General features: G+C 69.2%; 15 protein-coding genes and 1 pseudogene. 15 read left to right on the forward strand and 1 reads right to left on the reverse strand.

Features of this window, described 5'->3' with window-relative positions; all coding sequences use genetic code 11:
* Positions 1-105: 105 nt before the first annotated feature.
* Positions 106-996, forward strand: coding sequence for an EamA family transporter (locus E4M00_RS12025; protein WP_135120754.1), 891 nt, complete (start codon positions 106-108; stop codon positions 994-996).
* 4 nt (positions 997-1,000) lie between these two features.
* Here the strand turns inward: E4M00_RS12025 and E4M00_RS12030 are convergent, their stop codons facing one another.
* Positions 1,001-1,750 (reverse strand): GntR family transcriptional regulator, encoded by a 750-nt coding sequence (locus tag E4M00_RS12030; RefSeq protein WP_056168748.1) that lies wholly within the window; start codon positions 1,748-1,750, stop codon positions 1,001-1,003.
* A gap of 173 nt (positions 1,751-1,923) precedes the next feature.
* Here E4M00_RS12030 and E4M00_RS12035 point away from each other — a divergent pair, with 173 nt between their 5' ends.
* From E4M00_RS12035 to E4M00_RS12095, 14 genes and pseudogenes are all read left to right on the forward strand, one after another.
* The gene (locus E4M00_RS12035; RefSeq protein ID WP_135120755.1) at positions 1,924-2,859 is read left to right on the forward strand and encodes a phosphate/phosphite/phosphonate ABC transporter substrate-binding protein; all 936 of its coding nucleotides are present in this window, start codon (positions 1,924-1,926) and stop codon (positions 2,857-2,859) included.
* Between the two features lie 48 nt (positions 2,860-2,907).
* Positions 2,908-3,732 (forward strand): phosphonate ABC transporter ATP-binding protein, encoded by an 825-nt coding sequence (gene phnC, locus E4M00_RS12040; RefSeq protein ID WP_135120756.1) that lies wholly within the window; start codon positions 2,908-2,910, stop codon positions 3,730-3,732.
* Positions 3,733-3,911: 179 nt separating this feature from the next.
* A pseudogene (locus E4M00_RS18255) lies at positions 3,912-4,508 on the forward strand (PhnE/PtxC family ABC transporter permease); the annotation flags it as partial.
* 549 nt (positions 4,509-5,057) lie between these two features.
* On the forward strand, positions 5,058-5,519 hold the full coding sequence (locus tag E4M00_RS18260) for a PhnE/PtxC family ABC transporter permease (protein ID WP_420813450.1): 462 nt from the start codon (positions 5,058-5,060) through the stop codon (positions 5,517-5,519).
* Positions 5,516-6,673, forward strand: coding sequence for a TIGR03364 family FAD-dependent oxidoreductase (locus E4M00_RS12050; protein WP_135120758.1), 1,158 nt, complete (start codon positions 5,516-5,518; stop codon positions 6,671-6,673). Before E4M00_RS18260 ends, E4M00_RS12050 begins: the two co-directional genes overlap by 4 nt.
* Complete coding sequence (locus E4M00_RS12055) at positions 6,670-7,407, forward strand: HAD family hydrolase (protein WP_135120759.1); 738 nt, start codon at positions 6,670-6,672, stop codon at positions 7,405-7,407. The genes E4M00_RS12050 and E4M00_RS12055 overlap by 4 nt, the downstream gene beginning before the upstream one ends.
* A gap of 6 nt (positions 7,408-7,413) precedes the next feature.
* The gene (locus tag E4M00_RS12060) at positions 7,414-8,595 is read left to right on the forward strand and encodes an alcohol dehydrogenase catalytic domain-containing protein (RefSeq protein WP_240037068.1); all 1,182 of its coding nucleotides are present in this window, start codon (positions 7,414-7,416) and stop codon (positions 8,593-8,595) included.
* 18 nt (positions 8,596-8,613) lie between these two features.
* Entirely contained in the window at positions 8,614-9,300 is a 687-nt protein-coding gene (locus tag E4M00_RS12065) for an NUDIX hydrolase (RefSeq protein ID WP_135120760.1), read from the forward strand.
* Between the two features lie 47 nt (positions 9,301-9,347).
* Positions 9,348-9,893, forward strand: coding sequence for a bifunctional nuclease family protein (locus E4M00_RS12070; RefSeq protein ID WP_240037070.1), 546 nt, complete (start codon positions 9,348-9,350; stop codon positions 9,891-9,893).
* A 61-nt stretch (positions 9,894-9,954) separates the two neighbouring features.
* Positions 9,955-10,452 (forward strand): DUF2975 domain-containing protein, encoded by a 498-nt coding sequence (locus E4M00_RS12075; RefSeq protein ID WP_135120761.1) that lies wholly within the window; start codon positions 9,955-9,957, stop codon positions 10,450-10,452.
* On the forward strand, positions 10,449-10,679 hold the full coding sequence (locus E4M00_RS12080) for a helix-turn-helix domain-containing protein (RefSeq protein ID WP_135120762.1): 231 nt from the start codon (positions 10,449-10,451) through the stop codon (positions 10,677-10,679). Before E4M00_RS12075 ends, E4M00_RS12080 begins: the two co-directional genes overlap by 4 nt.
* Positions 10,680-10,849: 170 nt before the next feature.
* Positions 10,850-11,269, forward strand: coding sequence for a YciI family protein (locus tag E4M00_RS12085; RefSeq protein ID WP_135120763.1), 420 nt, complete (start codon positions 10,850-10,852; stop codon positions 11,267-11,269).
* Between the two features lie 21 nt (positions 11,270-11,290).
* Positions 11,291-12,532, forward strand: a complete 1,242-nt coding sequence (locus E4M00_RS12090; protein WP_135120764.1) for an RNA polymerase sigma factor — start codon at positions 11,291-11,293, stop codon at positions 12,530-12,532.
* Between the two features lie 111 nt (positions 12,533-12,643).
* Positions 12,644-14,143 (forward strand): MFS transporter, encoded by a 1,500-nt coding sequence (locus E4M00_RS12095; protein WP_135120765.1) that lies wholly within the window; start codon positions 12,644-12,646, stop codon positions 14,141-14,143.
* The last annotated feature ends 83 nt before the right edge of the window (positions 14,144-14,226 follow it).

The following is a 14,226-nucleotide window of genomic DNA, read 5'->3' on the forward strand; positions in this document are numbered from 1 at the left end:
CTGGTCCGAGCGGCGCCACGGCCGCTGCCAGCAGGGGCCGTCATCTGACAGGACAAAAGCCCGGAGGACCCCGTTCGTCGCGCCCGCGACGCACCGAAGGGTCCCGTGTCGTCGCTCGCTCTCGTCCTCGTTCTCGCTGCAGCCGTCTGCCACGCGGCGTGGAACATCCTCGCCCACGGCGTCAGTCGCATCGGCCTGCCGTTCCTCTGGTGGGGTGCACTCGCCAGCGCGCTGATCTGGCTGCCGGTGGTCCCGTTCACCGGCGGACTCGGCACCGGCGACGTCGGCGGCTTCGTGCTCGGCGTGGTCGTGTCTGCCGTGCTGCACTGCGCCTACATGCTCGTGCTGCAGCGCGGCTACTCCACCGGCATGCTCTCGACGGTCTACGCGACAGCGCGAGGAACCGGCCCCCTCGTCACCGTGGTCGTGGCCGTGCTCGTGCTGGGGGAGCGGCCGTCCGGGTGGGCCCTTCTCGGCATCGCGGCGATCCTGGGCGGGGTCGTGGCGATCGGTCTCCTCGACCGACCGGCGGCTGGTCCGCGAGTCGCCGCGCGAACGCCGGTGCGCCGGCACCGGATCGACCCCGCGATCGCCTGGGGCATCGCGACCGGCGTCGCGATCGCGGCCTACACGCTCTGGGACGCGAACGTGGTGCGGGTGTGGGAGGTCTCTCCTGTCGCGTTCATGGTTGGATGCACGGCCGGAGAAATCGTGCTGTTCTCGGCGCTGCTCGGGCGACGGGCACGCGAGCTCGGCCCGATCTGGCGGGCGCACTGGGTGCGCATCCTGACCTTCGGCCTGCTGTCTCCGCTGTCGTACATCCTCGTGCTGTTCGCCGTGACGCTCGCGCCCGTCGCTCTCGTCGCGCCGATGCGCGAGGTCAGCGTCGTGATCGTCAGCGCCTTCGGTGCGCTCGTGCTGCGGGAGGGTCGGGGAGGGTGGCGGGTCGCGGCATCCGTCATCGTCGTCGCCGGAGTCGTGCTGATCGGGGCCTGAGCGCCTACTCGCCGACGGGACGGATGAAGTGCTCGCCCGAGATGGCGCGACCCGAGGCCGACACCGTGAAGCGCACGATGTCGCTGCGGTACCTGTCGTCCGACGCCTCGAACACGCGGCCGTCGGCCCGTCGGGTCACGCGGCGCAGGCGCAGGATGGGCGAGCCGGGCTCGACCTCGAGGAGCCTGCTGTCGAGCTCATCCGCTGCGACGGCGTCGATCTCGTGATCGACCTCCGTGTACGGGTGGCCGCGCTCCGCGAGGTACTCGGTGATGGAGACGGTGTCGAGGTCGATGTCGAAGAGCACCCGGCCCACCTCCTCGATGAACATCAGCCGCTCCAGCATCGTCGGGCGGCCATCGAGGAGTCGGAGACGGATGACCTCGACGACGATGTCGCCGGGCTCGATGCCGAGCATCTGGGCGTGGTCCTCGTCCGCGCGGCGGAGCGAGACCTGCTGGGTGACGGCGCCCGGCTCCGCACCCATCTCGCGTGCCCACTTCGTGAAGGGGATCGACACGTCGACGGCCTGGTGCGCCTTGCGCTTGACGACCCTGCTCGGGCGACCACGGGTCGTCTCGATCAGTCCCTCGCGGCGGAGTTCGGCCAGCGCATTGCGGATGGGGCCACGCGAGGTGTTCCACTGCTGGGCGAGCTCGCCTTCGGTCGGAACGTCGTCTCCGGGCGCGAGCTGCCCTGTCGAGATGCGTTGGCGAAGGTCGTCCGCGATCTGTTTATATACACCGAAGGTCACATAGGCATATTACATGGGCAGTGTTGGTGGGAGCAGGCGGAACTCACCGTTCACTTATGTCTACTTCTCGTGAACAATCGGTGAATGCAGACCGAGATGGGTATATAACTACGCTGGCCGATGGCAGCATGTTGAGCGTCCACCACACCGGAACTCCTGCCTGAAAGGCCATCATGTCCACGCGATTCTCCCGCTCCATCGTCGCCCTCCTCGGCGTCGGGGCGCTCGCCGCCACCCTCGCCGGATGCTCCGGCACCGCCGCAGCCGGCGACAGTGCGTCCAATGACACCGCAGACACCGTCTCCTACGCCGTCGACGAGAACACCATCGTGTTCGGCGTCGTGCCCGACTCCGTCGACACCGAGACCAACTACCAGCCGCTCATGGACTACATCGCGCAGGAGACCGGCAAGAAGGTCGACTACCACGAGTCGACCGACTACGCAGCGCTCATCGAGGCCGCGGTCGCGGGCAAGATCGACGTCGCCTCCTTCTCCGGCTTCACCTACGTCACCGCCAAGAACAACGGCGCCGCCATCACCCCGATCTCGTCGATCATCACCGCGGAGGGACAGGAGCCCGGGTACTACTCGCAGGCCATCGTCCCCACGGGGAGCGACATCACAGACCTGGCCGGCTTCAAGGGCAAGAAGGTCTGCTTCGTCGACCCGTCGTCGACCTCGGGCTACCTGTTCCCCAGCTACAACCTGCTGAACGAAGGTATCGACCCCGAGACCGACGTCACCCCCGTCTTCGCGGGCAAGCACGATGTCAGTGTCACCAAGGTCGGCGAGGGCGTCGAGTGCGAGGCGGGCTTCGCCGAGGACAGCGAGGTCGCCAAGAGCGACAAGGTGACGGTCGTCGCCGAGACGATGGTTCCCGGTGCGCCGATCGTGGTGTCCGACACCCTGCCCGAGGACCTCAAGACGACGCTGACCGACGTGCTCAGCGAGGTCACCATCGACGACATCATCGCCTCGGGCGTGAAGGGCGCCGACAGCGACGGGTTCCGCAGCGTGTTCTACGCCACGTCGCCTGTCGACGACGCGTACTACGACACGATCCGCGACATCTGCGAGAAGACGAACGCGGACCAGTGCCAGGGCTGACGCCCGATCACTGAGCAGTAGCGCACGAGCACGGAACCGGAGAAGGTCATGAGCAAGGCATCAGTCATCGAGGTCGCGGGACTCACGAAGGAGTTCGGGCGCACAGTCGCTCTGCACGATGTCGCGCTCGGGGTCCAACCCGGCGAGATCGTCGTTCTGCTCGGCCTCTCGGGGTCGGGGAAATCGACGCTGCTTCGGCAACTCGTCGGACTCGAGACCACCACCTCCGGGTCAGTGCGCGTCCTCGGCGAGGAGGTGCCGTCTCTCGGCGGACGGCGCCTCCGCGCTCTGCGCAGCCGCATCGGCTTCGTCTTCCAGCAGTTCGAACTCGTCGGGTCGCTCACCGTGCTGGAGAACGTGCTCACGGGTGCGCTCGCCGGGCTCAGGGGGCCGCGACTCGGGCTCTGGGCCTATCCGCGGCGCCTGAAGCTCGTGGCGCTCGGACACCTCGACAGGGTGGGGCTGCTCGATCGTGCCTACCAGCGCGCAGACACCCTGTCGGGAGGTCAGCAGCAGCGCGTGGCCATCGCCCGTGCGCTGATGCAGAACCCCGAGATCCTGCTCGCCGACGAGCCCGTCGCCTCTCTCGACCCCGAGTCGAGCGACCAGGTCATGAACCTCATCCGCGAGATCGCGATGGAAGCCGGACTCACCGTGGTGTGCAGCCTGCACCAGGTCGACCTCGCCCTCTCCTGGGCCGATCGCATCGTCGGGCTCCGTCACGGAGAGGTCGTGCTCGACACGTCCGTCGAGGGCCTCTCGAAGGCGCAGGTGATGGAGGTCTACGGCCGTGTCGCCACGTCGACCAGCGAGCTCGAGGCGATCACCGTGGAACTCGCGGAATCCACCCAGCATCGAACGGTCGTCGGCTGATGTCGACCATCACGGCTCCGGCCCCGCCGCCGCTCGCGCCGAGCCCCGGCCCATCGATCGCCGAGCGGGCGCCCAAGCGCGTCATCTCGCCCGAGCGTGTCGCTGCCGCATCCACTCTCCTGGTGATCGTCGGTCTCGCCGTCGTCGCCGTCGCCGAATCGGGCATCTCCCTTCCGGGGATGATCGAGAGTTGGAGCCACGCCGAGCGCTTCTTCGCCCGCGTCGGGAGCATCACCTTCCCCGAACCGGCTGAACTCCTCTACCTCACCGCGCTCACCGTCGGCCTCGTGCTCTGCGGCACCCTGCTCGCCGCCGTGATCTCCGTGCCCGTCGCGTACATCGCCGCCTCGAACACCACGCCCGGGCCGGCCTGGCGCGCCGCCGGCCGGTTCATCACCGTGATCACGCGGGCGGTGCCCGACGTCGTTCTCGCCATGGTCTTCGTGCTCATGTTCTCGATCGGTTCGCTGCCCGGCATCCTCGCCATCGGCATCCACTCCATCGGAATGATCTCGAAGCTGTTCGCCGACGCCATCGAACAGATCGACGAGGGCCCGCGGATGGCGATCCGGGCGGCCGGCGGATCGAAGTTCCAGCAGTTCACGAGCGGCATCCTTCCGCAGGTTCTTCCGTCCTGGGTCGCGACGGTGCTGCATCGCAACGACATCAACCTGCGCGGCTCCGTCGTGCTCGGCTACGTCGGCGTCGCAGGCCTCGGCCTGGAGATGTCGTACGCCTTCAAGTCGCTGAACTACTCGCTCGGACTCGGGATCGCCCTCGTCATCTTCGCTCTCTGCGTCGCGATGGAGATCGTCTCCAGCGTGGTGCGCCGCGCGATGCTCGGCATCCAGCCGAGCGGTCGTGGTCTCGGCGACAGGGTCGTGCGCGGAGTGACGGATGCGCGGGCAGCACGCTCGTCTCGGCGAACGGATGCGGCTCGCTCAGGCGCTCCAACGTCCGGTCCGGGGCTCGCCTCGACGGCGGCATCCGGAGACCTCGAGGCGGCCCTCCGCCGCCCCTGGACCGGGTCGCGCGTTCGCAACACCGTCTGGGGCTGGACGGCGGTCGCCGTTGTGGTCGGCAGTGTACTGATCTGCGACATCCACTGGGGAGACCTCGTGACGTTCTGGGCGAAGGTCCCGGCCATCGCCGCCCAGTTCTGGCCGCCGAGCTTCGGGAACTACGAGGCCTCGACCCTCGTCGCCGCAATGGGGGCGACCATCGGCATCGCGCTGGCCGCCACCCTGCTCTCGTTCGCGTTCTCAGTTCTCATCGGCTCCCTGGCCGCGCGGAACGTGGCGCCCAACGGCGCCGTGCGCTCATCGATGCGGCTGGTGCTCGTGATCATCCGCGGCGTGCCCGAGATCATCCTGGCGATCGTCCTGATCGTCATCACCGGACTCGGCAGTCAGGCCGGAACCATCGCGCTGGCGTTCGGCGGCATCGGGCTGCTCGGCAAGCTGATCGCCGACTCCTTCGAGGAGGTCGCGTCCGGCCCCGAGCGGGCGCTCCGGGCCGCCGGGGCGACGCGTGGCCAGGTGTACGCATCCGCGACCCTGCCACAGGGCAGACGGGCCCTTCTCGGCCACAGCTTCTACCTGCTCGACTCGAACATCCGCTGCGCGACGATTCTCGGGATCGTCGGCGGCGGCGGGGTCGGCTACTACCTGCTGAACGCCGGCCAGGGCTCGAACTACGCCGTGGTCACGACGATCGTGCTGATGATCCTCGCCACCGTGCTCATCGTCGAAGGCCTGGCCGTGTGGATGCGGCGGGTGTTCCGATGAGCGCCACGGCGGAGCGCGGCTACGACGTCGCCGTGGTCGGCTCGGGCATCATCGGGCTGGGAATCGCCCTCGCCGCGCGCGCCCGCGGGCAGCGCGTGATCGTCTTCGACCGGGGGAGCGAGCCGACCGGCGCGTCGGTGCGCAACTTCGGCCACCTCTGCTTCACGCCCCAGCACGGCATCGCTCGGGACTTCGCCTTCGCCTCGCGTGCGCTGTGGTTGACCCTCGCGGCCGAAGCCGGCGTCTGGCTGCGGCAGTCGGGAACCCTCGTCGCCGCTCGCCATGACGATGAACTCGCCGTGCTCGCTGAGTTCGCTGCAATGCGCGACGACGAGGTGGAGTTGTTGACCGCTGCGCAGGCCGCCGAACGGATGCCGCTCGCCCCGGGCACGGCCGTGGGCGGAGCGTTCCTGCCGCTCGACCTGCAGGTGAACCCACGACAGGCCGTCGCAGCGATCGCCGCGCATCTGGCCCGCCAGGGCGTCGAGTTCCGCTACCGCACCTCCGTCGGCTCCGTGCGAGACGGACGGGTCGAGACGAGTCGCGGAGCCGTCGAGGCACGCGAGATCATCGTCGCTGCGAACCACGACCTCGACCTGCTCTTCCCCGACCTCGCCGAGCAGCAGGGCATCCAGAGGTGCGGCCTCGACATGCTGCGCGTCTCGACGAACCTGCGCGCGCCCCTGACGGCGCCCCTTCTCACCGGCTGGTCTCTCGTTCGTTACGGCGGGTTCACGGCGACCGCGGCGGCGACGGCTCTGCGCGACCGCCTGCACTCAGAGGATCCGACGCTGGCGGCACTCGACCTCAACCAGATGTACACGCAACTGCCCGATGGCTCGCTCATCGTCGGAGACACGCACTACCGCGGCACCGCGATCGCTCCGTTCCAGAGTGAGGCCTCCTTCGACGCATTGCTCGCCATCACGCGCGAGCTCTTCGGCGTCACCGACCTCCGCGTGCTGGAGCGTTGGCAGGGCGTGTACGCGAGCGGGCCGAACGACTTCCTGATCGACCAGCCCGAACCCGGAGTGAGCGTGCTCGCGGCGACGACGGGCATCGGCATGACCACCGGACTCGGACTCGCCGAACACCTGGTCGCCGGCCTCCTCGGCGGGGGCGCCATCTCATCCACCCTGAAAGGAACAGCATGACAACCGCAACCACCACCCCCGAGACCCGGGCAGTGACGCCGCTGCGATCCTGGGCAGACGTCGAGCTCATCGTGCTCGACATGGCCGGAACCACCGTCAGCGACGACGGCGCCGTCGAGCAGGCCTTCGCCCTCGCGGCCGAGCGCAGCGGCATCGGTGCCGGTTCCGACTTCGAGGCCTCGCTGCAATACGTGCGCGACACCATGGGACAGTCGAAGATCGACGTCTTCCGGGTGCTCGCCGACGGCGATGAGGCCGCTGCGGAACGCGGGAACGCCGCCTTCGAGGGGGCCTACGCCGAGATCGTCGCCCGCGACGGCGTGGCCGGGGTGGACGGAGCCGCTGACGTCATCCGTGAGCTGAGCGCCGCCGGAGCATCCGTCGTCTTCACCACGGGCTTCGCACCCGCGACGCGCGACGCCGTGCTCGACGCCCTCGGCTGGCAGGATCTCGCCGAATTCGCCCTCTCGCCCGTCGACGCCGGCCGCGGTCGCCCGCACCCCGACCTCCCGTTGACCGCCCTGCTCCGCACTGGCGCGCCGAGTGTGGCCTCGATGGTCGTCGTCGGCGACACGCGGAGCGACGTCGAAGCGGGCACCCGCGCCGGCGCGGGTCTCGTCGTGGGTGTGCTCACCGGCGCGCACGACCGGGCCGCGCTGACTGAAGCCGGTGCCGACGCCGTGATCTCCAGCATCCGGGAGCTGCCCGCCCTTCTCGGCCTGCGGGGCGAGTAGTCCTCGATGACCACCGTGCTGCCCGATGCCGGGCTGGACCTGACGATGTCGCCGTCTCCTCTCGCGATGGTGTGGAGCGAGCCCGGGCGACCGCACCAGATGATCGCGTCGCCGGGGGTGCACCTCGCCCCGGGCGACGCCCTTGTGCAGATCGAGTTCGCGACGATCTGCGGATCGGACGTTCACACTGTGCGGGGCGATCGCTCGGCTCCCACTCCGCTCGTACTCGGCCATGAGCAGGTCGGTCGAGTCGTGGCCCTCGGCGACGGCGCCGTGCGCTCAGACGGCTCCCCGCTCGAGCTGGGAGATCGGGTGGTGTGGTCGTTGGCCGTGAGCTGCGGTGCATGCGACCGCTGTGTGCGCGGCCTCCCGCAGAAGTGCCGCAGCCTGGCGAAGTACGGACACGAGCGCATCACCCGGGGGTGGGAGCTCACCGGCGGCTTCGCCACCCACGTCCATGTGCGTGCCGGTACGGCGATCGTCACCATCAGTGACGCCGTGCCCGCTCCGGTCGCCGCAGCGGCCTCCTGCGCCACGGCGACTGCGGTCGCCGCCCTCGATGCCGCATCCGCGTCGATCGATCTCGACGGTGCCCTGGTCCTGATCACGGGTGGGGGAATGGTGGGCCTCTCCGCTGCAGCCCTGGCGGTGGAGGCCGGTGCCGAGGTGATCGTGTCGGATCCGGATGCCGCCCGCCGATCGTTCGCACGCGGCATCGGCGCGATCCCCGCGGACCCTCGGACGGAGATGGGAAATCCGGAGCACCTCGACACCGTCCTGGCCGCTCGTGCCCGGCGCGGCCTGCTCGAGGTGACCGTGGCCATCGAGGCGTCCGGTGCGACGGCCGCCGTCGACACCGTCATCTCCCGGATCGGGGTCGGCGGTGCCGTCGTTCTCGTCGGCAGCGTCTCACCAGGCCCGGCCGTGGCTCTCGACGCCGAGTCGGTCGTGCGCCGCCTCGTCACGCTGAAGGGCGTGCACAACTACACGCCCGCCCAGTTGGCGCGGGCAGTCGCCTTCCTCGAGCGCTCGTGGCGCACGGTTCCCCTCGGGGACCTCGTCGGAACGAGCTACCCACTCGACCAGCTGGACCGCGCGATCGACGATGCGGCGACGGGTGGGCACGTGCGCGTCGGAGTGGTTCCCTCTCTCGGTGTTGCGTCAGCCCTGGGGCATCAGCCGTACTGACCTGCCTAGGCTGGACCCATGACCCCAGCCGACGACGGCCCGCGCTCCCAACTCGAGGCGCTGTGCGGGCGTCCACTCGACTGGCACGCCGACATGCAACGGGCGATGCTCGGATCGGCGACCTTGCGTCCGGCGGCGGTGCTCGTGCTGTTCGGCGTGCTCGACGACCAGCCGGCGCGGGCGGATGGACCGGTGCGAGGCGACCTCGACGTTCTGCTGCTGCGTCGCGCGTCGACGCTGCGCACGCATGCCGGGCAGATCGCGTTTCCGGGCGGACGACTCGAGGCATCCGATGACGGACCCATCGCCGGAGCGCTTCGCGAGGCGGTCGAGGAGACCGGGCTCGACCCCGACGGCATCGAGCCCCTCGGCACGCTGCCGCCGTTCCCCGTGCCGGTGAGCCGACACCTCGTCACCCCGGTGCCGGCGTGGTGGACGCATCCGTCGGAGGTCGCAGCGGTCGACCACGACGAGTCCGTCGACGTGTTCCGGGTGCCTGTCGCCGACCTGCTGCTGCCCGCGAACCGCGCCATCACGTCGCACACGCTGGGAGGGCGCACCTATCGATCGCCGGCGTTCACGGTGGATGGGCGGCTCATCTGGGGCTTCACGGCCATGGTGCTGTCGCGCATGTTCGACGAGCTCGGCTGGGCCGAGCCCTGGGACGAGGAGCGCGTGGTCGTGCCCGACGATCTACTGCCCTGAATGCGGCGCACGGAACGCCGGGCCGACTCACGGCATCCGGATCTACCATGGCAGTCACGGCCGATGCGATCAGGCCGCAGGCTCTGACGGGAGGCGTCATGGTTCAGGTGCGCATCCTCGGGGTGGCGCTCGATTCGGCGTTGCAGCACATCATCCTGCTGAAGCCTGTGCTCGATGAGCCCGGCGAAGGCCGGGTCGTGCCAATCTGGGTGGGCGAGCTGGAGGCGACCTCGATCCTCATCGCCACGCAGGGTGAGGAGGCGCCGCGGCCGCTCACGCACGACCTCATGAAGACGGTACTCCAGACCCTCGGCGCCGAGGTCGAGCGGGTGGATGTGACCCGCATCGAGGACGGCACGTTCTACGCCGAGATCACCCTGATGACGCCATCCGGTCGCCGCGTGATCGATGCGCGGCCATCCGACTCGCTCGGGCTCGCCGCCCGGTTCCATGCGCCGATCTGGGTCGCGGATGCCGTCGTCGAGGAGGCGGGGATCCCCGCCGAACTGGTCGACGTCGCCGAGGACGAGGAGAAGCTCGAGGAGTTCAAGGAGTTCCTCGAGCACGTCGACCCCGAGGACTTCCAAGGCTGAGGTCGTGCTCCGAATGCATTAATCGATTGACAAACAATAGAAATCGCGTGTTAATCAATGCATGACACGCATCGAACGAGTTGTCGTCCCGCTCAGAGTGCTCCTGGTACTCGGCTTCGCGGGACTGGTCGTCGCCCAGACGTTCAGCCTGCCGGGCCAGTTCCGGTACATGGCCGAGCAGAACCCGGATCTCGGGCCGGTTCCGTGGTTGCTCCTCGCGTTCGCCGTGCTCGAGGTGCTCTGCATCCAGGTCGTGATCGTGTGCACCTGGAGGCTGCTCACCCTCGTTCGGGCCGATCGCATCTTCAGCGACGAGTCGTTCGGCTGGGTCGATGGGATCGTGTGGGCCCTCGTCGTCGGCTGGGTCCTGCTCGCCGGTGTCTCGGCCTTCATCGTGGGCGTCATCTACTTCACGCCGGAGCTTCGTGATCCGGGCACACCGATGCTGCTGTTCGGGCTGGTGCTGATCGGCGGTGTCGTGGTGCTCACCGTGGTCGTGCTGCGGGCATTGCTGAGGCAGGCCGCTGTGTTGCGGGCCGACATGGAGGACGTCATCTGATGATCGTCGTTCGCATCGACGTCGAACTCGCCCGGCGCAAGATGAGCGTCGGCGAGTTCGCCGAGAAGGTCGGACTCACGCCGGCGAATGTCGCCGTGCTGAAGAACGGTCGCGCGAAGGCCGTGCGGTTCAGCACCCTCGACGCCATGTGCCGCGTGCTGGAGTGTCAGCCCGGAGACCTGCTCGAGTACGTGGACTCGGAGGAGGAGCCCGATCCGATCATCTGAACGGACGGTCAGCGGCATCCGCTCTCCAGTGCGCATCGGGCGGTCGCTCCGCTCGGCCCTCGGCGAGCGGCGGGGGACGTTTCTCAGCGCCCGTGTCGATTTCCCATCGCGCCGTTCGACCTTGGGGTGAGAAGGTCGAACAGCGACCTTTCGAACAGGGAGAAATCACAATGGCCAAGTACATGCTGATCATGCGCTCGAGCGACGAGGTGGCGTCGAAGTTCGCCGAAGCCGACTTCGCCGACCTCTTGGATGCGATGGGCAAGTTCAACGACGAACTCATCCGCGCGGGAGTGCTGCTCGCTGCCGAGGGCCTCGACGACCCGAGCACCGGCGTCGTCGTCGACTTCACCGGCGAGAGCCCCGTGGTGAGCGACGGCCCCTACGGCGAGACGAAGGAGCTGTTCAACGGCTTCTACATCCTCGACGTCGCCTCGCAGCAGGAGGCCGTGGAGTGGGCCAAGCGCGCGCCGTACACCGAGGGCACCAAGACCGAGATCCGTCGGGTTCCCTCGATCGACGAGTTCCCGCAGGACAACGTGTGGATCCAGAAGGAGCGCGCCTGGCGCGACCAGACCGGGCAGCTCTGAGCGCCTGGTGCTGATCGCGTGGTGAGTGCGACCGAGGCGCGGAGCGCCGTCGAAGCCGTGTGGCGCATCGAGTCCGCACGCATCGTCGGCGCCCTCGCCCGGTACACCGGCGACTTCTCCCTCGCGGAGGACCTCGCGCAGGAGGCGCTCGCCGAGGCGCTGGTGTCGTGGTCCGTCGACGGCGTGCCGAATCAGCCGACGAGCTGGCTGCTCACCGTCGGTCGCCGGCGGGCCATCGATGCGTTCCGTCGGCGCTCGGGTCGCGACGAGCGCTACGCCGTGCTCGCCCGCGACCTCGACGAGTCGACGCCGGGTGCCGACGCCCTCTTCGACCCCGACGTGATCGACGACGACGTGCTCGCGCTCATGTTCATCGCCTGTCACCCCGTGCTCTCGAAGGAGTCGCGGCTCGCCCTCACCCTGCGCGTCGTCGGCGGTCTCACCGCCGACGAGATCGCTCAGGCGCTTCTCGTGCCGGTGCCCACGGTGCAGGCGCGCATCACTCGCGCCAAGAAGACCCTGGCCGCAGGGCAGATCCCCTTCGGTGTTCCGGATGCCGCCGAGATTCCCGAGCGCCTGAGCTCCGTGCTGCAGGTCATCTACCTGACCTTCACCGAGGGCTCCTACGCGTCGGCCGGCGATGCCTGGATGCGCTCCGAACTCGCGAGCGAGGCCCTTCGACTCGCTCGCGTCCTGGTGCAGCTGCGATCCGATCCCGAGGTCTTCGGCCTGCTCGCGCTGATGGAGCTCACCGCCGCACGCTTCCCGGCCAGGCTCGATGCATCCGGCAGCCCGGTGCTGCTCGAGGATCAGGATCGCGCCCTCTGGGACCAGGCCGCGATCAGGCGGGGGCGCGCAGCGCTGACCCGTGCGGTGAGCCCGGCCGGCGGGCTGCGCGCCTACGGGCTGCAGGCGTCGATCGCGGAATGCCATGCCGTGGCGGCATCCGTCGGCGAGACGGACTGGTCGCGCATCGTCATCCTCTACGAGGCGCTCGGACGTCTCGCACCGTCGCCGATCATCGAGCTGAACCGTGCCGTCGCCGTCGCGATGGACTCCGGACCCGCGGATGGCCTGGCCGTCGTCGCCTCCATCGCCGAGCGCGGCGAGCTGGCCGGGTCGTACCTGCTACCGGCGGTGCGGGGCGAACTGTTGCTGCGCCTGGGGCGCCGCGAGGAGGCGAACGCCGCGCTGCGCGAGGCGCTCGGGCTGTGCAGGAACGCGGCGGAGCGGGCGGCGCTGGAGCGGAAGCTGGTAAACTGAACGTTCGACCGACATTCTTCGTCGGTGTGGTCGCGTCACCGATTCAGGGGCGTGATCCGGGCTGGAAACCCCGTGATCACACATTCTCGATCGGAAAGCGGGCCACGCCCCATGTCTTCGTCAACCTCTCGTCGCTGGTGGGTGCTCGTCACCCTCGCGCTCACCCAACTCATCGTCGTCCTCGACGGCACCATCGTGAACATGGCGCTGCCGCAGGCGCAGCAGGAGCTCGGGCTGACCGACTCCGAACGCCAGTGGGTCGTCACCGGCTACGCCCTGGCCTTCGGCGCTCTGCTGCTGCTCGGCGGCCGCATCGCCGACTACTGGGGCCGCAAGCGCACCTACCTCGTGGGCATGGTCGGCTTCGGCATCGCCTCGGTCATCGGCGGCATCGCCCAGAACGGCACGGAGCTCATCCTGGCTCGCGGTCTGCAGGGCGTGTTCGCCGCACTCATGGCCCCGGCCGCGCTCGCGCTGCTCACCGTGACCTTCCCGAGCGGACGTGACCGCAACAAGGCCTTCGCCGTCTTCGGTGCCGTCGCCGGTGCCGGTGCGGGCGTCGGCATGCTGCTCGGCGGACTGCTGACGGAGGCGGCCGACTGGCGCTGGTGCCTGCTCGTGAACGTGCCCGTCGTCATCATCGCCTTCATCGCCGGCGCCATCCTCGTGACCGAGAGTCGTGCCGAGGGCGAGAACCGCTACGACATCCCCGGCGTGGTCACGGTGACGCTCGGCCTGGGCTCGCTCGTCTACGGCTTCACCCTCGCCGAGGAGAGCTGGACGTCGGTCGGCACGATCGGCTTCATCGCGGCCGGAGTCGTGCTGCTCGTCGCCTTCGTCTGGATCGAGTCGCGCGTCGGCCAGCCCCTGCTGCCGCTCCGCATCGTGCTCGACAAGGTGCGCGGCGGTGCCTTCCTGCTGCAGGCCATCGCGGGCAGCGTGATGATCGGTGCGATGGTGTTCCTCACCTTCCACCTGCAGATCGTGCTCGGCCTCTCGCCCCTCGTCGCCGGGTTCGCCACCCTGCCGCTGCCCGCGGTCATCTCGCTCTGCGCGCCGCTCGCGACCAAGGTGCTCTCGACCTGGGGTCCGCGTCCGCTGATGATCGGCGGCACCCTGATCGCCGCCGCCGGGCTCGGCTACCTCAGCCTCATCACGGTCGACGGCAGCTACGTCGTGCAGGTGCTGCCCGCTCTCGTGCTGCTCGGGATCGGCATGGCGATGCTGTTCATCCCGATGCAGAACCTGGCTCTCGCCGGCGTCGCCCCACACGATGCCGGAGCCGCGAGTGCCACCGCGAACGCCGCGATGCAGATCGGCGGATCGATCGGCCTCTCGATCTTCGCGACGGCCTACGCCTCGGCGATGCGCGACGCGTCGGTGCCCGACTCGATGGGCGCTCTGGTCGACGGATATTCGGCCGCGTTCCTGAGCTCGGCGATCGCGATGCTCGTGGGCACGGTGATCGCGATCGCGTTCATCCGTCGGCCGAAGGGGCAGGTGGAGACGGATGCTGTCGAGCCTGCTGCGGGCGCTGCTGGCGCCTCGGCGGCCTCTCCCGTCGACGACGAGGCCCCGACGGGCTCGGTGTCGGTCACGTCCGGTCGCTGAGGCCCGGACGAAGCCTGCGGTCGAAGCGCGCCGCAATTGGCCGCTGCTGAGGGCGCTTCGGGCGGTCGCTTCGCTCGGCCCTC

Source organism: Orlajensenia leifsoniae, from assembly GCF_004570845.1.
GTDB lineage: Bacteria > Actinomycetota > Actinomycetes > Actinomycetales > Microbacteriaceae > Orlajensenia > Orlajensenia leifsoniae.